23 protein-coding genes are annotated in these 22163 nt (G+C 64.4%); 13 read left to right on the top strand and 10 right to left on the bottom strand.

Translation table 11 applies throughout. From position 1 onward, the window contains the following. Positions 1-308 precede the first annotated feature (308 nt). The 3 genes from CK220_RS10295 to CK220_RS10285 are packed head-to-tail and all read left to right on the top strand — an operon-like array spanning position 309 to position 3159. On the top strand, positions 309-863 hold the full coding sequence (locus CK220_RS10295; RefSeq protein ID WP_095811416.1) for a MaoC family dehydratase: 555 nt from the start codon (positions 309-311) through the stop codon (positions 861-863). Next, positions 860-2017 carry a CaiB/BaiF CoA-transferase family protein gene (locus tag CK220_RS10290; protein ID WP_095811415.1) on the top strand — a complete coding sequence of 386 codons (1158 nt, stop codon included), beginning with the start codon at positions 860-862 and terminating at the stop codon, positions 2015-2017. Before CK220_RS10295 ends, CK220_RS10290 begins: the two co-directional genes overlap by 4 nt. Beyond that, positions 2014-3159 carry an extracellular solute-binding protein gene (locus CK220_RS10285; protein ID WP_095811414.1) on the top strand — a complete coding sequence of 382 codons (1146 nt, stop codon included), beginning with the start codon at positions 2014-2016 and terminating at the stop codon, positions 3157-3159. The genes CK220_RS10290 and CK220_RS10285 overlap by 4 nt, the downstream gene beginning before the upstream one ends. Positions 3160-3192: 33 nt before the next feature. Here CK220_RS10285 and CK220_RS10280 read toward each other — a convergent pair whose 3' ends face one another. Both CK220_RS10280 and CK220_RS10275 read right to left on the bottom strand, forming a co-directional pair. Beyond that, positions 3193-4029, bottom strand: a complete 837-nt coding sequence (locus CK220_RS10280) for an amidohydrolase (protein WP_095811413.1) — start codon at positions 4027-4029, stop codon at positions 3193-3195. Between the two features lie 115 nt (positions 4030-4144). Continuing rightward, positions 4145-4930, bottom strand: a complete 786-nt coding sequence (locus CK220_RS10275; protein ID WP_095811412.1) for an IclR family transcriptional regulator — start codon at positions 4928-4930, stop codon at positions 4145-4147. 156 nt (positions 4931-5086) lie between these two features. On the opposite strand from CK220_RS10275, the gene CK220_RS10270 reads away from it, so the two are divergent. The 10 genes from CK220_RS10270 (at position 5087) to CK220_RS10225 (ending at position 14401) form a co-directional block, all read left to right on the top strand. Continuing rightward, positions 5087-6400 carry an extracellular solute-binding protein gene (locus CK220_RS10270; protein WP_095811411.1) on the top strand — a complete coding sequence of 438 codons (1314 nt, stop codon included), beginning with the start codon at positions 5087-5089 and terminating at the stop codon, positions 6398-6400. A 107-nt stretch (positions 6401-6507) separates the two neighbouring features. After that, positions 6508-7404, top strand: coding sequence for a sugar ABC transporter permease (locus CK220_RS10265; protein WP_095811410.1), 897 nt, complete (start codon positions 6508-6510; stop codon positions 7402-7404). Positions 7405-7406: 2 nt separating this feature from the next. Then, the gene (locus CK220_RS10260) at positions 7407-8273 is read left to right on the top strand and encodes a carbohydrate ABC transporter permease (RefSeq protein WP_095811409.1); all 867 of its coding nucleotides are present in this window, start codon (positions 7407-7409) and stop codon (positions 8271-8273) included. 4 nt (positions 8274-8277) lie between these two features. Further along, a complete protein-coding gene (ugpC, locus tag CK220_RS10255; RefSeq protein WP_095811408.1) occupies positions 8278-9375 on the top strand; it encodes a sn-glycerol-3-phosphate ABC transporter ATP-binding protein UgpC in 1098 nt (365 codons plus the stop codon). Positions 9376-9377: 2 nt separating this feature from the next. After that, positions 9378-10499 (top strand): mandelate racemase/muconate lactonizing enzyme family protein, encoded by a 1122-nt coding sequence (locus CK220_RS10250; protein WP_095811407.1) that lies wholly within the window; start codon positions 9378-9380, stop codon positions 10497-10499. Positions 10500-10501: 2 nt separating this feature from the next. Then, the gene (locus CK220_RS10245; protein WP_095811406.1) at positions 10502-10831 is read left to right on the top strand and encodes an L-rhamnose mutarotase; all 330 of its coding nucleotides are present in this window, start codon (positions 10502-10504) and stop codon (positions 10829-10831) included. Beyond that, positions 10824-11897, top strand: coding sequence for a Gfo/Idh/MocA family oxidoreductase (locus CK220_RS10240; protein WP_095811405.1), 1074 nt, complete (start codon positions 10824-10826; stop codon positions 11895-11897). Before CK220_RS10245 ends, CK220_RS10240 begins: the two co-directional genes overlap by 8 nt. A gap of 8 nt (positions 11898-11905) precedes the next feature. After that, positions 11906-12358 carry a MaoC/PaaZ C-terminal domain-containing protein gene (locus CK220_RS10235; RefSeq protein ID WP_095811404.1) on the top strand — a complete coding sequence of 151 codons (453 nt, stop codon included), beginning with the start codon at positions 11906-11908 and terminating at the stop codon, positions 12356-12358. 20 nt (positions 12359-12378) lie between these two features. Continuing rightward, complete coding sequence (locus CK220_RS10230) at positions 12379-13110, top strand: SDR family oxidoreductase (RefSeq protein ID WP_095811403.1); 732 nt, start codon at positions 12379-12381, stop codon at positions 13108-13110. A 13-nt stretch (positions 13111-13123) separates the two neighbouring features. Further along, complete coding sequence (locus CK220_RS10225) at positions 13124-14401, top strand: L-fuconate dehydratase (RefSeq protein WP_095811402.1); 1278 nt, start codon at positions 13124-13126, stop codon at positions 14399-14401. A 61-nt stretch (positions 14402-14462) separates the two neighbouring features. On the opposite strand, the gene doeB is transcribed toward CK220_RS10225, so the two are convergent. The 8 genes from doeB to ehuB form a co-directional block, all read right to left on the bottom strand. Further along, entirely contained in the window at positions 14463-15464 is a 1002-nt protein-coding gene (doeB, locus tag CK220_RS10220; protein WP_095811401.1) for a N(2)-acetyl-L-2,4-diaminobutanoate deacetylase DoeB, read from the bottom strand. A gap of 5 nt (positions 15465-15469) precedes the next feature. Continuing rightward, on the bottom strand, positions 15470-16648 hold the full coding sequence (gene doeA, locus CK220_RS10215) for an ectoine hydrolase DoeA (RefSeq protein ID WP_095811400.1): 1179 nt from the start codon (positions 16646-16648) through the stop codon (positions 15470-15472). A 38-nt stretch (positions 16649-16686) separates the two neighbouring features. Beyond that, positions 16687-17679, bottom strand: a complete 993-nt coding sequence (locus tag CK220_RS10210; protein ID WP_095811399.1) for a cyclodeaminase — start codon at positions 17677-17679, stop codon at positions 16687-16689. A gap of 232 nt (positions 17680-17911) precedes the next feature. After that, complete coding sequence (gene eutB, locus CK220_RS10200) at positions 17912-18901, bottom strand: hydroxyectoine utilization dehydratase EutB (protein ID WP_245429088.1); 990 nt, start codon at positions 18899-18901, stop codon at positions 17912-17914. Between the two features lie 20 nt (positions 18902-18921). Next, positions 18922-19698 (bottom strand): ectoine utilization protein EutA, encoded by a 777-nt coding sequence (eutA, locus tag CK220_RS10195; protein ID WP_095811492.1) that lies wholly within the window; start codon positions 19696-19698, stop codon positions 18922-18924. 5 nt (positions 19699-19703) lie between these two features. Beyond that, a complete protein-coding gene (gene ehuD / locus CK220_RS10190) occupies positions 19704-20363 on the bottom strand; it encodes an ectoine/hydroxyectoine ABC transporter permease subunit EhuD (protein ID WP_095811397.1) in 660 nt (219 codons plus the stop codon). Then, positions 20363-21022, bottom strand: a complete 660-nt coding sequence (gene ehuC, locus CK220_RS10185) for an ectoine/hydroxyectoine ABC transporter permease subunit EhuC (protein ID WP_095811396.1) — start codon at positions 21020-21022, stop codon at positions 20363-20365. The genes ehuD and ehuC overlap by 1 nt, the downstream gene beginning before the upstream one ends. A gap of 232 nt (positions 21023-21254) precedes the next feature. Next, complete coding sequence (gene ehuB, locus CK220_RS10180) at positions 21255-22106, bottom strand: ectoine/hydroxyectoine ABC transporter substrate-binding protein EhuB (protein WP_067326181.1); 852 nt, start codon at positions 22104-22106, stop codon at positions 21255-21257. Positions 22107-22163: the final 57 nt, after the last annotated feature.

Here is a 22163-nt window from a genome sequence, read left to right as displayed (position 1 = left end):
ACCATCTCGGTGAATGTCAGGCTCCCGGAGGCGATCGATTATCAACGAATTACACCGTCACCCGCCGCGACCCTGGCGCTGGAGCGCAGATGCACTCGGCCGCGAGGAACCGCCGAAGCGCTCGCTATGCTTCACGCTGCCGGCGAGCCCGTTCTGCCAACGGGCAAAATTTCTGCCCGACCCGCTTGTGTCGCAATCTCATATGTGAATATAGTATTTATGAAAGAAGATTGGGAGGGTCGATCGCGTCCAGCTCCGGCCTTGCCGGGGCGGGGGGCCTATTCTCCGGCAGTGGAACCAACAGAGCAATGACCAGCTTCCCGCCCACCGTCGGCGTCGCTTCGACCTGCCCTCCCGACATGCCGGCTGATCACGCCTTGCTGCCGGTATGGAACGCCGAAAACTGGTTCTATGAGGATTGGCCGGTCGGCCAGAAAATCCGCTCGCTCCGGCGCACCATGGCCGAAGGCGACAGTCATCTCTTCAACACCCTGGTGCTCGACATCCACCCTTACGTGCAGGACCAGATGTTCGCCGAGCGCGAAGGTATCTTCGGCAAGCGCCTCGTTGCGGGCGCGTTCGTTTTCTCGGCCGGGCTGGGTTTAGTCGCCACCAACTGCGTCAATGCCTTTTCCTACGGCTATGACAAGCTCCGCTTCATCAAGCCGGTCTTCATCGGCGACACCATCTATTCGATCCGCACCAACATGGAAAAGAAGCCCCGCTACAAGGACATGGGGCTGATCCGCGCCAGCTATGAAGTGTTCAAGGGCGAAGGCGATCTGGTGCTCTACTGCGAGCATCTGCAGACGGTAAAATACAAGAACCCGGCCGACTTCGCCGGCAAGACGGAGAAGCAATGATGGCCGCGGACCTGCCGCTGTCCGGCCTTGTCGTCGTCGACATGAGCCAGTTCCTGTCGGGGCCTTACTGCTCGCTGAGGCTCCTCGACCTCGGTGCCCGCGTCATCAAGATCGAGCGGCCCGATGGTGGCGACCTGTCGCGCCGGCTCTATCTCAGCGACACCGAGATCGGCGGTGATTCCACCATCTTCCACGCCATCAACCGGGCCAAGGAAAGCTTTGCCGTCGACCTGAAGAACGAGGACGATTTGAAAGCGCTGCGCGGGCTGCTCGCCAGGGCCGACGTGCTGATCCAGAACTTCCGCCCCGGCGTCATCGAGCGGCTCGGCCTCGATTACGAGCAGGTGCGCGCGCTCAGTCCGCGCCTGGTCTATGCCTCGATCAGCGGCTATGGCGAGGAAGGCCCGTGGGTGAAGCGTCCGGGCCAGGACCTGCTTGCCCAGGCGCGTTCCGGCGTCATGTGGCTGAACGGCGACGAAGATCAGGGTCCGGTGCCGTTCGGCCTGGCGATCGCCGACATGCTGGCGGGCGCGGCCTGCGCGCAAGGCATTCTTGCAGCACTGGTCCGGCGCGGCATCACCGGCGCAGGCGGCCATGTCGAGACCAGTCTGTTCGAGGCGCTGATCGACCTCCAGTTCGAGGTACTGACAACGCATCTCAATGACGGCCGGCGGCTGCCGCGCCGCTCGTCCTTCCATAGCGCCCACGCCTATCTGGCCGCGCCCTATGGCGTCTATCCGGCCAAGGACGGTTTCCTGGCGATCGCCATGACGCCGATCCCGAAGCTTGCCGACCTGCTCGAGATCGAGGCGCTGGCGCCCTATCGCGACCAGCCGGCGACCTGGTTCACGGCGCGCGACGAGATCAAGGCGATCATCGCGCAACGCATCGCGCAGAAGTCGGTCGACGAATGGCTGGCGATCCTCGAGCCCGCCGACATCTGGTGCGCAAAGGTGCTGAACTGGAAAGAGGTGCTGGAAAGCGACGGCTTCAAGGCGCTCGACCTGCTGCAGACCGTGACGCGCGAGGACGGTGTTTCGATCGACACCACGAGGTCACCGCTCAGGATCGACGGCATGCGCGCCAAAGTCGAGCAGGCGGCGCCGCGCGTCGGCGAGCACAGCGCAAAACTCCGCAAGGAGTTCGGCCTATGACGACACTCAAGGGCATGACCTGGAACCATCCGCGCGGCTACGATCCGATGGTCGCCTGCTCCAGGCTGTGGCACGAAAAGACCGGCGTCTCCGTCGAATGGGAAAAGCGCTCGCTGCAGGATTTCGAGTCCTTCTCTGTCGAAGAACTCGCCCGTGCCTACGACCTGATCGTCATCGATCATCCGCATGTCGGCCAGATCACCGCCGAGAAGTGCCTCGCCCCGCTTGACGTGCCCGGTCGCGAGGCGGAGCGCGAAGCGCTGGCGAAGGCAAGCGTCGGCCGATCCTATCCGAGCTACACCTGGCAAGGCCGGCAATGGGCCTTTCCGGTCGATGCCGCAACGCAGGTGCAGGCCTGGCGGCCGGATTTGATAGACGCCGCTCCGAAGATCTGGACCGAAGTGCTGGAACTTGCCCAGCAGGGCCACGTGCTTTTGCCGCTCAGGCCGCCGCACTCGCTGATGTGCTTCTTCACGCTAGCTGCCGATCTCGGCCGGCCATGTGCCGTCGAAGGCCCGGGTGATCTGCTCGATCCCGAGACTGGCGAGACCGTCTTCGAAATGCTGCGTGAGATCGCAGCAGCTGTCGATCCCGAGTGCCTGACGATGGATCCGATCGCGGTGTTCGAAACGATGGCCGAGGCCGGCTCGCGCATCGCCTGTGCGCCGCTGATCTACGGCTACGTGCCTTATGCGACTGCAGGCTTCCGGCCGAACCGGCTCTTCTTTTGCGACATGCCGACTGTGGGCGGCAACGGCCCGGTCGGCTCCGCGCTCGGCGGCACGGGCATCGCCGTATCGGCCTTTTCCGCTGCCGGCAAGGAAGCGATCGACTTCGCCTACTGGATCGCCAGCGGCGACGTGCAGCGCGGTCCCTATGCCGCCGCGGGCGGCCAGCCCGGCCATGCCGCCGCCTGGGAGGACGCAGCCGTCAATGCCGCGACGGGCGACTTCTATCGCGGCACGCGGGCGACGCTGGAAGGCGCCTGGGTGCGCCCGCGCCACGACGGCTACATGGCGTTTCAGCAGGCGGCGTCCGACCGCCTCAACGAGGGCCTTGCCGGCCGGCAGGACGCACGCCGCGTCGTCGCCGACATCAATCGCCTGCTCCGGGAGAGTTTCGCGTCGGCCGTCGCCGGCTAGTGCCTGTCCCCCAAACGCGCAGCGGTGCCCAGCTCACAGCCGCCAGAGTTTCTTCGCGTTGCCGGAGAGCAGTTTGGCGCGCTCGGTTTCGCCCACGCCGGCAAGGAGCGCGTGCGTCGCCGCCACCCAGCCGAGCAGCCCGCCGCCTAGCGTGCAGACCGGCCAGTCGCTACCCCACACCACGCGATCCCAGCCGAAGCTGCCGATCGTGTGCTCGACATAGGGCCGCAGCGTCTCGGCGGTCCAGCTCGCCGGATCGGCATAGGCGACGACGCCGGAGATCTTGCCGACGACATTGGGGCGCCGGGCGATCTCGGCGATCTGCTCGCGCCAGGGATGCTCGGCCTTGCCCTTGATGTCGGGCACACCGCAATGATCGAGGACGAATTGCACGTCTGGCGCCAGATCGACCAGCGCGATCGCCTGGCTCATCTGGCTCGGCAGCACGCAGAGATCGAAGGTCAGTCCGCTGCCGGCGATGCGCCTGATATTCTCGCGGAACAGCGCGCCCTCGGAGACGTCGTCGGGCATGACATGCAGCACGCGGCGGAATCCTTTGACGAATGGATCGGCCTTCATCTTGTCCAGCCAGGCGGCGAAGCCAGGTTCTTCCGGCCGGCACGACACGATCGCGCCCCGCACCAGGCTGCCCCGCTTCTTCGACAGTCCTTCGACGTGGGCTGTTTCGGCCTCGATATCGGCCGGGTCGACATCGACCTCCATATGGAGCGCCAATTCTATACCCGCACGGCGCGCTTCGGTGGCGTATTCATCGTGAGAAAAATCGCGGTCGAGGGCCGGCACGCCGGACAGCCAGGGATAGCGCAGCGCCGCCTTGTCGATGAGATGCAGGTGGGTGTCGACGATCATGGCTTCCTCCCTTGTCGCGCTATGCACGTGGCCCGAATTGCGCAGCGGCTTTCAAACGAGATGCTTCAAACATGGATCGATCATCTCACGGGAGAATTTATCATTCAAATAAGAATTACTGCTTTGACCTTACATCCGATCCGGCGAGTTGCGACAGACGGGCGGCGGCGGACTGGAGCAGCGTGATGGTCCTGGTGATATCGGGCGCTGCCGGCGCATTGACCAGAGTGATATAGGGTATGGTGAGCGCGGCGATGCCGTGCCCGTCGGGACCGAGCACCGGCGCCGACAGATTGTAGACCCCGGCCGTCTGCAGCGAAGCCATCATCTCGTAGCCACGATCGCGCACCTGGTCGAGGCGGGCGAAGAAGTCGGGCGACAACTTCATCTCCTCGTTGCTGCGCAAATGCTCGGCGATCATCATCTCGCGCTCTTCCGGCGAGCGGAAGGCCAGCAGCACATGTCCCGAGCCGGTGTCGAACAGGCTGATATGCGAGCCGACGCGGATCGAGATACCCCAGTATCGCGGGGCTTCCTGCTGGGCGATGACCACGGCGCTGCCGCGGTCGAACACAACGAGCTGGTTTGCCTGCCAAGAGGTCTCGGCCAGCTCGCGCATGATCGAGGTGGCGTAGGACACCAGCCTGCGCACCGGCGCATGCAGCTGGCCAAGCCCGAAGAGCTTTAGCGTCAGCGAATAGCGGTCGCCGTCTGGCCGGGTGACGTAGCCGCGTTTCACCAGACGGTCGAGCATTCGGTAAAACTCGTTCGGGCTGCGGTCGAGCTGCTTGGCGATCTCGGCCTGGGTCAGGCCGCCATCGACGCTGGCGAGCAGTTCCAGAATGTCCAGCCCCTTGTCCAGAGCCGGCGCGCGATAGCGGTCTTCCTCGTCGTCCTGCACCCGATGCCCTCTGGTGAATTGTGATCTTCATATACGCAACCCTCCGTCCACTGGGAAGAAGTTTTGGCTTGACGACTTATGAATAATTTGTTTGCATATGAATGAAGCATGGAGCTTCAGCCACGACGGCCAACGGCCGTTCCAGGGAGGATATTCATGAACAAACTGCTTTCCGGCGTCGCCGCCGGCGCATTGCTCATGGCATCGGGTGCGGTCTTCGCGGCCGACTTGCCGGGCAAGTTCACCGGCGTCACGATCGACGCCAAGCTGATCGGCGGCCAGCAATACGAAAAACTCTACGAGCGCATCGGCGAGTGGGAGAAGGCGACCGGCGCGAAGGTCAACGTCATCTCCAAGAAGAACCACTTCGATCTCGACAAGGAGATCAAGTCGGACATCGCCTCCAACTCGATCACCTGGTGCGTCGGCTCCAACCACACCTCGTTCGCGCCGCAATATCCGGGCATCTACACCGATCTCGCCAAGCTGCTGCCGAAGGAGGAGATCGACGCCTTCGTCCCGGCCAACATCGCCGCCGGCACGCTCGACGGCAAACTGGTCATGCTGCCGCGTGCGCAGTTCGACGTCTCGGCGCTCTACTACCAGAAGAGCCTCTACCAGGACGAGGCCAAGAAGAAGGCCTACAAGGAGAAGTACGGCGAGGATCTCGTGCCACCGGACACATTCGACGAGATGGCCCAGCAGGCGGTATTCTTCGCCAGCCCGCCCGACTTCTACGGCACGCAATATGCCGGCAAGGAAGAGGCGATCAACGGCCGCTTCTACGAGATGCTGATCGCCGACGGCGGCGAATATCTCGACAAGGACGGTAAGCCGGCCTTCAACTCCGAGGCCGGCGTCAAGGCTCTCGACTGGTTCGTCAAGCTCTACAAGGCCAAGGCCGTGCCCGCCGGCACGACCAACTATTTGTGGGACGATCTCGGCCAGGGGTTCGCGTCCGGCACGGTGGCGATCAACCTCGACTGGCCGGGCTGGGCCGGCTTCTTCAACGACCCGAAGTCGTCCAAGGTCGCCGGCAATGTCGGCGTCAAGGTGCAGCCGAAGGGCTCGTCCGGCAAGCGCTCCGGCTGGTCCGGCGCGCATGGCTTCTCGGTGACCGAAAACTGCGCCAACAAGGAGGCTGCCGCCTCGCTCGTCTGGTGGCTGACCAACGAGGACAGCCAGAAGCTGGAAGCCGCGGCCGGCCCGCTGCCCACCCGCACCAAGGTGTGGGAATGGGACCTCGAGCAGGCGAAGTCCGATCCTTACAAAACCGAAGTGCTGCAGGCCTTCCAGGAAGCCGCCAAGAACGCCTTCCCGGTGCCGCAGACGCCGGAATGGATCGAGATCTCCAACGCGGTCTATCCCGAACTTCAGGCCGCCATTCTCGGCGACAAGACCTCCAAGCAGGCGCTCGACGACGCTGCCGCCAAGGCGACGCAGATCCTCGAGGACGCCGGCAAGCTCTAAGGACTATCCTCCCAGCGGCGCCGGTCTTCGCGACCGGCGCCGCTTTGACCGAAGCGGCCGCCCTGCGCTTGGAATCCCCGGCCGTGCAAATTATTCTGGGACACTGCATGACGGCCAAGCGGCTTTCCGCGCCAACGCTTCTTCTGCTGCCGGCCGTGCTCGTTCTGGCGGCGGTGGTGGTCGTGCCGCTCTGCCTGTCATTCTATTCGAGCTTCACGCCGTTCAGGCTGACGCGGCCGGAAACCTTCTTCACCTTCATCGGCCTGCGCAACTATCGCAACATTCTGTCCGACGCGAATTTCTGGTGGGCCTTCGGCCGCACCGTGCTCCTCCTCACCATCGCGCTCAATCTCGAAATGCTGCTCGGGCTCGGCCTCGCGCTGCTGGTCGAGAAGGCGAGCCGCGGCCAGCGGCTGCTGCGCACCATCATGATGTTCCCGATGATGTTCTCGCCGATCCTCGTCGGCTTCCAGTTCAAGTTCATGTTCAACGACAACATCGGCGTGGTGAACAACGCGCTGCAGTCGCTGGGCATCACGCAGGACGCCATTCCCTGGCTGATCGAAGGCCATCTCGCCTTCATCGCCATTTCGATCGCCGAGATCTGGTCGTCGACCTCGATCTTCGCGATCCTGATTCTCGCCGGCCTGCTCGCCATGCCGCAGGAGCCGGTCGAGGCGGCGCGTGTCGACGGCTGCACGCCGTGGCAAACCTTCCGCTATGTGACCTGGCCCTTCATCATGCCCTTCGCCTATATCGCCATGACCATCCGCTCGCTCGACGTTGCGCGCGCCTACGACATCGTCAAGATCATGACCGATGGCGGCCCGGCCGGCCGCACGGAACTGTTGTGGACCCTGGTCGCCCGCACCGCATACAGCGACGCGCGCATGGGCGTGGCCAATGCGATGGCCTATTTTTCGATCCTGCTGTCGATCGTCTTCACCGTCTATTTCTTTAAGAAGCTCGCCGCGGCCCGCACCCAGATCGGCGCGGAGTGGTGAGAATGGACGCCAACGCATCCGCCCGCCTGAAGCGCCGCGTGGGCGTCGCCGCCCACGGCATCGGCCTGTTCCTCGCCATGCTTTTGATCTGCCTGCCCGGCATCTGGATCGTGCTGTCCTCGCTGCGGCCGACGGTCGAGATCCTCGCCAAGCCGCCGGTCTGGATCCCGCAGCAGGTCTCGCTCGATGCCTACGTCGCCATGTTCAGCGGTGTCGGCAAGGGCGGCATTCCCGTCCTCGACTATTTCCGCAATTCGCTGATCATCTCGGTGACCTCGACCGTCATTGCCATCGCCATCGGCATGGCCGGCGGCTATGCCTTCGCGCGCTACCGCTTCCGCGGCAAGTCGGCGATGTTCCTTGGCCTGATGCTGACCCGCACCGTGCCCGGCATCGCGCTGTCGCTGCCGCTGTTTTTCGTCTACGCCCGGCTCGACATCATCGACACGCATTTCGGCCTGATCCTCGCCTATGTCGCGCTCAACGTGCCCTTCACCATCTGGCTGATCGACGGCTTCTTCCGCCAAGTGCCAAAGGATCTCGCCGAGGCCGCGCAGATCGACGGCTGCACGCGCTGGCAGGCCTTCTGGCAGGTCGAGTTCCCGCTCGCCGGACCAGGCATCGCCTCCGCCGGCATCTTTGCCTTCCTCACCTCCTGGAACGAGTTCGCGCTCGCTTCGCAGCTGACACGCTCGATCAATTCCAAGACGCTGCCCGTTGGGCTGCTCGACTACACGGCCGAATTCACCATTGACTGGCGCGGCATGTGCGCGCTGGCCGTGGTGATGATCATTCCGGCGCTTCTGCTTACCTTCATCGTCCAGAAACACCTCGTCGGCGGCCTTACCTCCGGCGCGGTGAAAGGTTGATCCGATGGCGATTGTCTCGCTCAAGAAACTGACCAAGCGTTACGGCAACATGGAGATCGTGCACGCCATCGACCTCGATGTCGCCGACCGCGAGTTCATCGCGCTGGTCGGGCCGTCCGGCTGCGGCAAGTCGACCACGCTGCGCATGATCGCCGGGCTGGAAGACATCTCCGGCGGCACGATCGAGATCGGCGACCGCATCGTCAACGACCTGCCGCCGCGTTCGCGCAACATCTCCATGGTGTTCCAATCCTACGCGCTTTATCCGCATATGACGGTGCGCGAAAATCTCGGCTTCTCGCTGAAGATCGCCGGCGCGCCGAAAGAGGAGATGGACCGTCGCGTCGCCGAGGCCTCGGCCATTCTCGGCCTCGATGCGCTGCTCGAGCGCCGCCCCTCCCAGCTTTCCGGCGGCCAGCGCCAGCGCGTCGCCATGGGCCGCGCCATCGTACGCGATCCGGACGTCTTCCTGTTCGACGAGCCGCTCTCGAATCTTGACGCCAAGCTCCGCACCCAGATGCGCACCGAGATCAAGAAGCTGCACGCCAAGGTGAAATCCACGGTCATCTACGTCACCCACGACCAGGTCGAGGCGATGACGCTCGCCGACCGCATCGTCATCATGCGCGACGGCAACATCGAGCAGGTCGGCACGCCGGACGAGGTCTTCCAACGGCCGGCGACGCGCTTCGTGGCGGGCTTCATCGGCTCGCCGCCGATGAACCTGCAGGAGGCGATCGTGGACGGCGGCAAGATCGTCTTTTCCGGCGGCCAGAGCCTGCCGTTGCCCGGCCGCTTCAAGGCCAAGGTGAACGCCGGCGACAAGGTCGTGTTCGGCCTGCGTCCCGATGACCTCTACCCCGTGGGCCACGGCCTGCATTCGGGCGATGCCGCTGACGTCCACGAGATCGAGCTGCCGGTGACGGTGACCGAGCCGCTCGGCAACGAGACGCTGGTGTTCGCCGAGTTCGACCGCCGCGACTGGGTTTCGCGCATGCTGAACCCCCGGCGCTTGAGGGCGGGCGACCGCGTCGCCATGCACTTCGACCTGTCGCAGGCGCATCTCTTTTCCGCGGAAACCGGCAAATCCTTGAGGCCCTGACGATGGCGAAGATCGAGAAAGTCGAGCTTGCAATGGTCGATCTGGTGCCGAAGGTGAAGCGCACCGACGCCATCCAGAGTTTTGTCAGCCAGGAGACGCCGATCGTCACCATCACCGATGCCGACGGTGCGGTCGGCATGGGCTACAGCTACACGATCGGCACCGGCGGCTCTTCGGTGATGCGGCTTCTGGCCGACCACCTCGCGCCGCGCCTGATCGGTGAGGATGGTGACCGGATCGAGGCGATCTGGCACGACCTCGAATTCGCCACGCACGCCACCACCATCGGCGCCATCACGGCCATCGCGCTCGCCGCCATCGACACTGCGCTCTGGGACCTTCGGGCGAAGAAGCAGAAGCTGCCGCTCTGGAAGCTCGCCGGCGGCGCCAAGGACCGCTGCCGGCTTTACACCACCGAAGGCGGCTGGCTGCACATCGAGACTGAAGCGCTTGTCGGAGATGCGCTGGCCGCCAAGGCGAAAGGCTTCACCGGCTCGAAGGTCAAGATCGGCAAGCCGCACGGCGCCGAGGACTTCGCCCGGTTGTCGGCCGTGCGCAAGGCCGTCGGCGACGGCTATGAGATCATGGCCGACTGCAACCAGGGTTTTACCGTCGACGAAGCCATCCGCCGCGCCGAGCGGCTGCGAGATCTCGATCTCGCCTGGATCGAGGAGCCGCTGCCGGCCGACGACGTAGACGGCCATGTGCGGCTGTCGAATTCGACCGCGACGCCGGTGGCGGTCGGGGAATCACTCTATTCCATCCGCCATTTCCGCGAATATATGCAGAAGGGCGGATGCAACATCGTCCAGGTCGATGTCGGCCGCATCGGCGGCATCACGCCCTGGCTGAAGGTGGCGCATATGGCGGAAGCCTTCGACATGCCGATCTGCCCGCATTTCCTGATGGAACTGCATGTCAGCCTCGCCTGTGCGGTGCCGAACGGCAAATATGTCGAATATATTCCGCAGCTGGATGAATTGACGGGCAAGAAGATGGTGATCGAAAACGGCCACGCGCTGGCGCCGGACGAGCCGGGCCTCGGCATCGACTGGGATTTCGATGCGATCAAGGCCCTGAGCATCGCCGATTTCAGCGTCACCGTCACGCAACGGAGGAACTGAGAATGCAGCGAATGGGCATGGTGCTTGGCCTGAAGCCGGAGAAGGTCGAGGAATATGTGCGCCTGCACGCCGCCGTCTGGCCGGACGTGCTCACGATGATCTCCGCCTGCAACATCAGGAACTACTCGATTTACCTCAAGCGGCCGGAGAACCTGCTGTTCTCCTATTTCGAGTATCACGGCACCGATTATGCCGCCGACATGGCCAAGATGGCCGCCGACCCGAAGACGCAGGAATGGTGGGCCGTCTGCATGCCGTGCCAGGAGCCTTTGCCGACCAGGCAGGAGGGCGAATGGTGGGCGACGATGGATGAAGTCTTCCACCATGACTGATGCCTTCGATCCCGCCTCGCTGGCGCAGTCCTGGCCAAGGCCTGCAAAGCCGCGTCCGATCGTCACCTTTGGCGCCGGCTCGATCGTCGGCGACGCGCACTTTCCGGCCTACCGCAAGGCTGGTTTTCCAGTGGCGGGTCTCTACGATCCGGACCAGGCCAAGGCTCGGAAACTGGCCGAACAATGGGGCGTGACGGCATTCGGCTCGGTGGACGAGGCGGCCGCCGTCAAGGATGCGATCTTCGATCTCGCAACGCCGCCCGGCCGGCACGCCGAGGTGCTCAAGGCTCTGCCCGACGACGCGGTCGCATTGATCCAGAAGCCGATGGGCAACTACCTTGGCGAGGCAACCGAGATCCTTGAAATCTGCCGCGCCAAGAAGCTCAAGGCTGCAGTGAATTTCCAGCTTCGCTTCGCGCCGATGATGCTGGCGCTGAAGGACGCGATCGCCAAGGGCTGGCTTGGCGAGGTCGTCGACTTCGATGCCTTGCTGGCGCTCGCAACGCCGTGGCAGCTCTGGGAATTCCTCCTCACGGCGCCGCGTGTCGAGATCGCCATGCATTCGATCCACTATCTCGACCTGATCCGGCAGCTGCTCGGCGACCCGAAGGGCGTGCATGCCAAGACGCTCGGCCATCCCAGTCACAAGGTCGCGCAGACTCGTACCAGCGCCATCCTCGACTATGGCGACACGGTTCGCTGCGCGCTCTCGATCAACCACGACCATAAGTTCGGACGGCGGCACCAGGCCTGCGAGTTCCGCATCTGCGGCACCGAGGGCGCTGCCTACGTCAAGCTTGGCCTCAATCTCGACTATCCGCGCGGCGAGCCCGACGTGCTGGAGATCTACCCTAAAGGTGGCTCCGATTGGGTCGGGGTGCCGCTCACCGGCGAATGGTTCCCCGACGCCTTTGTCGGGCGCATGGCCAATGTGCAGCGCTTCGCCTCCGGGGAAGATAAAGAGCTGGTCAGTTCAGTCGAAGATGCCTGGAACACCATGGCGCTGGTGGAAGCCGCCTATCGTTCAAGCGCCGCGCCGGCGACGCCGATCACCGCAAAACCGTAAGGAACGGCATGGAACAGGTCACCTATTTCGAGGACTACGAGATCGGCTCGTCGCGGCTGACCAGCGGCCGCACCATCACTGAGACGGACTTCGTCGTCCATGCCGGCCACACCGGCGATTTCTTTCCGCACCACATGGACGCCGAGTTCATGAAGACGACGCCCTTCGGCCAGCGCATCGCGCATGGCACGCTGGTGTTCTCGGTTGGCGTCGGCCTGACCGCGAGCGTCATCAACCCAGTCGCCTTCTCCTACGGTTATGACAGGCTGCGTTTCATCAAGCCCGTCTTCATCGGCGACACGATCCGCACGCGCACGACGATTGCGGCGAAGGAAGGCGATCCGAAGCGGCCGGACTCGGGGCGCGTCATCGAACGCGTCGAGGTTTTGAACCAGCGCGACGAAGTCGTACTCGCTGCCGATCACATCTATATCGTCGAGCGGCGCCCCCGGCTCGGCTGAACGACGGAGACAAAAGCAACATGGCTGATCTCACAGGCAAGGTGGTGGTCGTAACAGCCGCTGCGCAAGGCATCGGACGGGCTAGCGCGATGGCTTTCGCCAAGGCGGGCGCGATCGTCCACGCCACCGACATCAACGAAGCGGCGCTGGCCGAGCTTGGCGGCCAGAAAGGCATCGTGAGCCGCCGGCTCGACGTGCTGAACGACGAGGCCGTGAAGGCCGCCTTCGCCGAAATCGGCCGTGTCGATGTGCTGTTCAACTGCGCCGGCTTCGTCCACTCCGGCTCTATCCTCGAGATGAAGGACGAGGACCTCGACTTCGCCTTCAACCTCAATGTGCGCGCCATGATCCGCACCATCCGCGCTGTGCTGCCCGGCATGCTGGAGCGCGGCGATGGGGCGATCATCAACATGTCCTCGGTCGCCGGCGCGCCGAAAGGCGTGCCGAACCGCTTCGCCTATGGCGTGACCAAGGCGGCCGTGATCGGGCTGACCAAGTCGATCGCCGCCGACTATGTCGGTAAAGGCATCCGCTGCAACGCGATCTGCCCCGGTACGGTCGAGAGCCCCTCGCTCGAAGGCCGCATGCGCGCCCAGGGCGACTATGAAGCCGCCCGCGCGGCGTTCATCGCCCGCCAGCCGATGGGAAGGCTGGGCACGGCGGAGGAGATCGCCGATCTTGCCGTCTATCTCGCCGGCGCCACCTATACCACCGGACAGGCCTATAATATCGACGGCGGCTGGTCGATCTGATGAGGCACCGAGCATGACCCGCATTAGAGATCTTCGCGTCTTCGATTTGCGCTTCCCGACGTCGCAGAGTCTCGACGGCTCGGATGCGATGAATCCGGACCCCGATTATTCGGCCGCCTACGTCATCCTCGACACCGATAGCGACGGGCTTAGCGGCCACGGGCTCACATTCACCATCGGCCGCGGCAACGAGATCTGCTGCGCGGCGATCGAGGCATTGCGCCATCTTGTCGTCGGCCTCGACCTCGACTGGGTCAAGCAGGATCCCGGACGCTTCTGGCATCACGTGACCGGCGACAGCCAATTGCGCTGGATCGGTCCAGACAAGGGCGCCATGCACCTTGCCGTCGGTGCGGTGGTCAATGCAGTCTGGGACCTGTGGGCCAAGGAAGCCGGCAAGCCGGTCTGGCGGCTGGTCGCCGAGATGAGCCCGGAAGAGATCGTGCGCATCGTCGACTTCCGCTATCTCACCGACGCGATCACGCCGGCCGAGGCGCTGGAGATCCTGAGGAAGGCCGAGGCCGGCAAGGCCGAGCGCATCGCCACCCTCGAACGCGAAGGCTATGCCTGCTACACCACATCGGCCGGCTGGCTCGGCTATCCGGACGACAAGCTCCGGCGCCTCTGCCAGGAAGCCGTCGACGAAGGGTTCAATCACATCAAGTTGAAGGTCGGCCGCGACCGCGCCGACGACATCCGCCGCCTCAGGATCGCCCGCGAGGTGATCGGCCCGGATCGCTACCTGATGATCGACGCCAACCAGGTCTGGGAGGTCGACCAGGCGATCGACTGGCTGGGCGATCTTGCCTTCGCCAAGCCCTTCTTCATCGAAGAGCCGACCAGCCCGGACGATGTCGCCGGCCATGCCAAGATCCGCAAGGCGGTGGCGCCGATCAAGGTTGCGACCGGCGAGATGTGCCAGAACCGCATCATGTTCAAGCAGTTCATCGCCGGCGGCGCGATCGATATCGTGCAGATCGATTCCTGCCGCATGGGCGGCCTGAACGAGGTGCTGGCGGTGCTTTTGATCGCCGCCAAGTTCGGCCTGCCGGTCTGGCCGCATGCCGGCGGCGTCGGACTATGCGAATATGTCCAGCATCTGTCGATGATCGACTATATCGCGGTCTCGGCCACCAAGCAGGACCGGGTGATCGAATATGTCGATCACCTGCACGAGCATTTCCTCGAGCCCTGCGTCATCGAGAATGCGGCCTACATGCCGCCGACGGCGCCGGGCTTCTCGATCGAGATGAAGCTGGACTCCATTGCCGCCTACCAATTCCACGATTGAATGCCAGCCGTGACGCAGGCTGCCTTGGCGGCGTTACCGCGTCGCCTCTATCTGGCGCGCTTCAGTCAACCTCGACGGCAAGCACCGCGGCACAATCGCCGGCCTTGACAAGGCCGGGGAAATGACGCGCGGCCAAGAGTCCCGACATCCTGGCCTTGATCTCCTGGGGCGCGGTGCCGGTGCGACCGGTCGAATGGATGCGCGCGACGACCTGGCCTTCCTCCACCTTCTCGCCGAGGTCGATCATGGTCTCGATCATGCCCTCGTCTTCGGCAAACGCAAAGCAGTCGCCCGAGGGCATGTCGAGCCATTGAGTTCGAGTTTTCTCGACCGCACCATCAACGATGCCGGCATGGCGCAGCACATTGAGGATGCCGCGGCGGGCGATGCGCACCGTCTCGGCCCGGGCCGTGCCGCCACCGCCGAGCTCGGTGGTGACGAAGACCTTGCCCATCTGCTCGGCCGCGGTGTCATACATGCCGACGGTGTCGATCTCGGTCATACGCACCGAGAACGGTGCCGAGAAAGCCTCGACCGCGGCGAAGGCCTTCTTTTCCTGCTCCTTGTCCGGCAGCGTATGCGCCGCGCAGAAAGGCACGAAGTCCAGCGTCTTTCCGCCGGAGTGGAAGTCGAACACGATGTCCGCCCGCGGCAGCAATTTGCGCTGGAAATAGTCGGCGACCTTTTCCGTCACGGTACCGTCCGGCCGGCCGGGAAAGCTGCGGTTCATGTTGCCCTTGTCGATCGGCGAGGTGCGGCTGCCGGCGCGGAACGCCGGATAGTTCATCGCCGGCACGATGATCACCGTGCCGGTGACGTCCTTCGGGTCGAGCGTGCGAGCGAGTTCGTAGAGCGCCAGCGGGCCTTCATATTCGTCGCCGTGATTTCCCCCGGTAAGCAGCGCCGTCTGCCCGTTGCCGTTGCGGACGACACAGATCGGAATGGTCACCGAGCCCCAGGCGGAATCGTCGCGGCTGTATGGCAGGCGCAGGAAGCCGTGCTGGACACCGTCGCGCTCGAAGTCGACGGTCGGCGTGATCGGCGATGGAGGCAGAGCTGACATCGGGCTCAATCCTTCACGAACAGCTTGCGCGGCACATTGGCCAGGCACTCGACGCCGGTCGCGGTGATCAGGATCGATTCGGTGATCTCAAGCCCCATCGTCTCGAGCCACAGACCCGTCATGAAATGGAAAGTCATCCCGGGCTTGAGCTCGGTACGATCGCCGGGACGCAGGCTCATGGTGCGCTCGCCCCAGTCCGGCGGATAGGAAAGACCGATCGAGTAGCCGGTGCGGTTGTCCTTGACGATGCCGTACTTCTTCAGCACGGCGAAGAAGGCGTTGGCGATGTCCTCGCAGGCATTGCCCGGTTTGGCGGCCGCAAGGCCCGCCTCCATGCCCTCGAGCGTCGCCTTCTCGGCGTCGAGGAAGGCTTGCGTCGGCTTGCCGAGGAAGACGGTGCGCGACAGCGGGCAGTGGTAGCGGTTGTAGCAGCCGGCGATCTCGAAGAAGGTGCCCTCGCCCGCCTTCATCGGCTGGTCGTCCCAGGTGAGATGCGGCGCCGAGGCGTCGGCACCCGACGGCAAGAGCGGCACGATCGCCGGATAGTCGCCGCCGATACCCTCGACGCCGCGCGTGCCGGCGTCATAGATCTCGGCGACCAGATCGCATTTGCGCATGCCGACCTCGATCTTGTCGACGATGCGCTGATGCATGGCCTCGACGATGCGGGCGGCCTTGCGCATGTAGTCGATCTCGGTCGGGCTCTTCTCGGCGCGCTGCCAGTTGACCAGCGCGGTGGCGTCGACGAAGCGGGCGTTGGGCAGGTGCTTCTGCAGCGAGGCGAAGGCAGCCGCCGAGAACCAATAATTGTCCATCTCGGCGCCGATGGTCAGCTTGTCCCAGCGGCGATCGGCAAGCACGCTGGCGAGATAGTCCATCGGGTGCCGCTCGGTCGACTGCACATAGTGGTCGGCGTAGCCGATGATGTTGTCGTGCGCGAGATAGGCGGTGCGCTTGGCGCCGTTGGCGTCCTGGCCGCGGCCATACCAGACCGGCTCGCCCGAAGGCGGCACGATGACCGCCTGATGCACATAGAAGGACCAGCCGTCATAGCCGGTCAGCCAAGCCATGTTGGAGGGATCGCTGACGATCAGCAGGTCGACGCCCTTGGCCTCCATGGCTTTCCGCGTGTTGGCGAGGCGATCGGCAAATTCGCTTCGCGAGAATTTAAGATTAGGCTGCATTGTTCTTGGTCCTCGTTTGTTGGGCCTCGCGGCCATATTCAGCTCTCGAAAATCGTTCCCGCCTTCGCAGCCCGCGCGCGGTCGCGGGCTAAAGTGGCGATCGCAGTGTCCTGCACGCCGGTACCGGTGAGATCGGCGATGGTGATGTCGCCGGCCGAGCGTCGGCCGTGCTTTTTCCCAGCGATGACATGGCCGAGTTCGGTGACTTCCGCGTCGGCCGCCATCACCCCTGCCTCGATGGCATGGTGAAGCTCGCCCAACCGCCGCGTCTGCTTCGCGCTGTCGGCGACATAGAGATCTGCCAGGCGAAGGATCGCCGGCGCGATCTCGTTCTTGTGCTCGGCATCCGAGCCCATGGCCGTGATGTGCTGGCCGGCCGAGACGAACCCGGCTTTGATCAGCGGCTCGGTCGAAGGCGTGGTGGTGACGATGATGTCGGCGCCGGCTGCCGCCCTCGCCGCATCCGGCTCGGCACGCACCATGATGCCCAGTCTCTCGCGCAAGCGAGCAGCAGTCGCCTCGGCCTTGGCGGCGTCGCGCGCCCAGACGCGCGCCTCCGCGATCGGCCTGACGAGGCGCAGCGCTTCCAATTGCAGACCGGCCTGCAAACCGGCGCCGAAGATCGCGGCTACGGTCGAGTCTTCGCGCGACAGATGCTTGGCCGCGACCGCGCCGGCTGCGGCGGTGCGGAGATCGGTCAGATAGCCATTGTCGAGCAGCAGCGCCTCGACCACACCGGTCTTGGCCGAAAGCAGCACCATCATGCCGCCGCCGCTCGGCAGGCCGAGCTTCGGATTGTCGAAGAAGCCGGAACTTATCTTGACGGCGAAGCCATCTATGCCGGGCACGTAGGCGGACTTCACGTCGACCTCGCCGCGATGCTCGGGAATGTCGAGCCTCAAGATTGGCGGCATCGCCACCGGCATTGTCGCCAAAGCCCGAAAGGCGTTCTCGACGCAGGCGACCGCATCGAGATCGAGCGTCACGATGTTGCGCAGGTCTGTTTCGGTGAGGATGGTCATGCGGCTCATGTGGGGCGCTCCGCAAAGGTGTCAGTTGCGAAGGAAGGCGTTCCGGCACACCCCCCTCTGGCCTGCCGGCCATCTCCCCCGCAAGGGGGGAGATCAGCCTTCACCCCTGCCTTCGCCAATCTTGAGCGCCGCAAGAAAAGCGGCGGCATCGACACAGCCAATCTCCCCCCTTGCGGGGGAGATGTCCGACAGGACAGAGGGGGGTGTGAAGGGTCTCGGCGCAAAGGAATTTTCATGCGGCGCGCTCCGTGCGTAACGGCACCTCGCCACAGACGATCTTTCGGTGCAGCGCCATGTCGATGTTGCGGCCAGACAGGATGGCCACCACCGGTCCTTTCGCAGTGACCTTCCCAGCAAGCAGCGCGCCGATGCCGACGGCGCCTGCGCCTTCGACGATCTCGCGCTCCTGTTCATAGGCATGGCGGATGCCGGCGGCGATCTCGTCCTCGGAGAGCAGGATGACGTCGTCGAGCAGGCCACGGCACATGGCAAAGGTCAGCCGGTTGTCGAGGCCGATGCCGCCGCCGAGCGAGTCCGCAAGCGTCGGCAATTCCTCGACCTGCACGGGGCGACCGGCATCGAGGCTCACCTTCATCGCAGCACCGCGCGCCATCGAGACGCCGATGACCGTGGTGGCCGGGCTCACACCCTTGACCGCCGCGGCAACACCGGCCGCCAATCCGCCGCCGGAGAGCGGCACCATCACGGCCACTGCCTCCGGAACCTGCTCCATGATCTCCAGCCCCAGCGTGCCTTGCCCGGCGATGATGTCGGGATGGTCGAAGGGCGGCAGCATGACGAGCCCCTCCTCCGCGACCAGCCTGTCGACCTCCTGCTGGGCATCGTCCTGGCTGTTGCCGACGATGCGGATCTCTGCCCCGAGCCGGCGGATGGCGTCGAGCTTGTTTTCGGGCACCAACTTGGACATGCAGATGACCGCGCGCATGCCCTCGAGCTTCGCCGCATAGCCGAGCGCGCGGCCGTGATTGCCGGTCGACGCCGCTACGACGCCGCGCGATCTTTCCTCCGGGCTCAGCGCGGCGATCGCGTTGGACGCGCCGCGCAGCTTGAACGCGCCGGTTGTCTGATGGTGCTCCAGCTTGAGGTGAACGGGATGGCCCGTGCGATCCGAGAGGCTTTGCGACAGCATAGCCGGCGTCCGCTCGACCTTGCCGGCAATATTTTCCCGCGCGGTGCGAATTTGCTCAAGCGTGACTGGCATTTCGATCACTGACATTTCGATCACTGAGCCCACGGCTTCGTCATCAGCCGGCCAAACTCCGGCCGCGCCATGGCGTCGCCGCAAAGCCGCAGGCAGTTCCAGGCGCTCGCCTGGTTGCTGGTGATGACCGGGCGGCCGATTGCCTCCTCCATGCCTGGAACGGCCAGCGCCGCACGCAGCGCGGTGCACGAAACGAACAGTGCGTCGGCCTGGGCGTGGGTGACTTTGCGTGCCAGCTCAACGAGAGCGCTCGGCTTGATACGAGCCATCTCGCGGTCGTCCTCGAAGCCGAGGCAGGTGACGCTCTCGATGTCGAAGCCGTGCGCGCCGAAATAATCGGCCATCGGCCGGCTGGTCTCGACGGTGTAAGGCGTGAGAATGCTGATCCGCTTCACGCCAAAAGCGTTGAGGCCGCGTACGCCAGCCATCGGCGGCGTGACCACGGGAACATTCGGCTTGGCCGCCTGGATCGCCTGCTCGATCTCAGCGTCGCCGATCACCACCGAAGCAGACGTGCAGGAATAGCAGACCGCATCGAGCGGCTCGTCCGGCAGGATCAGTGCCGCGCCCGCCGACAGCGAGGGCTGCATCTTGCGCAAATTCTCGGGCGTCGTCGGATTGGCGTAAGGGATGCGCGCGACATACACGCCGATCCGCTCGCTCGCCACCATGCGGCGGAAGTCGACCTCGCTGGTATGATCGGTGGCCAAAGCAATCAGCCCGACGCGCTTTTCGAGCGGACGCGCATCGAGGGCGGGCCGCGTCGATGCCTGCTCGATTTCGGGCAACGGTTTCATGACTTTCATCTCTCGATCCTGCCGTAACGACGCTCCAGCCAGCGCAGGAGCATTACGGAGCAAAGGCTGATGACGAGGAAGAAGGCGCCGACCAGCGTCATCGGCTCGATGTAGCGGTAATAGGTATTGGCGACACTCTTGGCTTGGTTCATCAGCTCCAGCACCGTGATTGCCGAAAGCAGCGGCGTCTCCTTGAACATGGCGATGAAGTAGTTGGCCAAGGCCGGGATCATCGGCGGGATCGCCTGCGGCAGGATGACATGCGTCCAGGTGTGGCGGCCGTTGAGATTGCAGGCCTTGGCGGCCTCCCACTGGCCGCGCGGCACATTGTCGATGCCGGCGCGATAGACCTCGGCCGTGTATGTGCCGTAGTGCAGTCCAAGCCCGATGACGCCCGCCACCAAGGGCGGCAGCAGGATGCCGATATCGGGCAGCACGTAGAAGATGAAATAGAGCTGCACCAGAAGCGGCGTGCCACGGATGAATTCGGCGAACCAGCCGACGCTGCGCGACACGCTGCGGTTCGGCGAGCGCCGCGCCAGCGCGATCGCCAGACCGACGATCCCGGCCAGGACCGAGCCGAGCACGGTCGCCAGGATCGTGATCTTCACCCCCTGGATCAGGGTCGGCATGATCTCCCAGACGAAGTTCCAATCCCATTCCATCACACACGCACTCCGTCGAGGCCGCGCGCCATGCGGCGCTCCAGCGAGCGCACGCCCCAGGAGATGATCAGCGCGAGCACGAAATAGATGACGAGAACGGAGAGGAAGGGCATCAGCGTGCTGCCGGTCTGCGAGCGCACCACCTGCGCCTGGAAGGTGAGATCGGCGAGCGAGATCAGCGATACGACCGAAGTCGCCTTGAGCAGCTCGATCGCGTTGTTGCCAAAGGTCGGCAGCATGATGAGCAGCGCCTGCGGCAGGATGACGTGGCGCATGCCTTGCCAGCGGCCGAGATTGAGGGCCGTGCAGGCCTCATATTGCTCACGGCCGATCGACAGGATGGCACCGCGCACAACTTCCGCCGCATAGGCCCCGACATTGAGCCCCAAGGCCAGCACGCCGGCTTGCAAGGGCGTCAGCGACAGACCGGCGAAGGGCAGCACGAAATAGGCCCAGAACAGCTGCACGAAGATCGAGGTGCCGCGAAAGAACTCGATATAGGTCGTGGCAATCGCGCGAACGATGAAGAAGCGCGACACGCGTCCCATGCCGGCGAGAAAGGCCATGACCAGCGCGAGCACCGACCCCATCAGCGTCAGCTCGATGGTGACAAGCGCTCCCTGCAATATCAGGCCGAGATAGCCGGACCACTGGGTCATGAAATTCGAAATTTCCAATTTGCCGTGAGGCGGCGGTGAGAGCCCCCTTCTCCCGTTGACGGGAGGTTGAGGGGCGGTTCGTGCAGCGGACGAAAAGCCAATTGCTTGGCTTTTCGAGCGACGAAAGCCGGCAGGCAGATGAGGGCAGCGCTAACCTTGAAATGCTGGCGCCCCCGCTCATCCGGCCCTTCGGGCCACCTTCTCCGCTTAAGCGGGGAGAAGGCAACGAGTACTACTTCGCCGCGCAGAGCTTCTCGCGCGTCGTCGACATCGCCGCCTTGGCGGAGAAGCCGTAGGGCTCGATGATCTTGGCGAACTCGCCGGACTTCTTCATCTTGGCGAGCTCGACGTCATAGGCATCGCGCAGCGCCTCGTCGCCCTTCTTGAAGGCGGCGCCGTCGCAATAGACCGGCGCGCCCTGCACCGGCGCGATCACTTCGAGGTTCGGATCGTTGGCCTTTTTGATGAGGTCGTTGATCGACAGAACCGGCAGCGAATAGGCATCGATGCGGCCGTCCTGCACCATCTTCAGACCGCTCTGGCCGTCCGGCACGACGATGACGCGGTCGCGCGGCACGCCGGCATTGAGCGCCAGCTTCTCTTCGGTGCCGCCGCCCGGCGCGCCGATGGTGGCCGACGTATCCTTGGCGACGTCCTCATAGCTCTTGAAGCCCTTCGGGTTGCCCTTCTTCACCAGCATCGCTTCGGCATCGCACAGCACCGGCTCGGAATAGGCGACCGCCGCGCAGCGCTCGGGCTTCATGAACAGGCCGGCGGTGACGACATCGAAGCGGCCGGCCTGCAGGCCGGGGATCATGGCGCCATATTCGGAGATGGAGGCGACGATATCGTTGACGCCGAGGCGCTTGAAGATCTCGCGCGCTACGTCGGGTGCGGCGCCCGAGACCTTGCCGTCCGCGGCCACCGCTGTGTAGGGCGGCTCATTGGCAATGGCGACGCGGGCGAAGCCCTGCTGCTTGAGCTGCTCGAGCTTTGCGTCGTCTGCCGAACGCGCGCCGGAGGCGAGCAGCATGGTGCTCACGGCGAGACCGGCGACGCCAGCCAGGATGCCAAGTTTCTTCATCGTTCCCAACTCCTTGTTTCTCTTCTTGCTTTGCTCGGTTCGGGGTGGCGTCCTTGC

Origin of the sequence: Mesorhizobium sp. WSM3860, assembly GCF_002294995.1 — a bacterium.
GTDB lineage: Bacteria > Pseudomonadota > Alphaproteobacteria > Rhizobiales > Rhizobiaceae > Mesorhizobium.
Note: the sequence above shows the minus strand (reverse complement) of the source record. Positions and strands in the feature narration are given on the sequence as shown.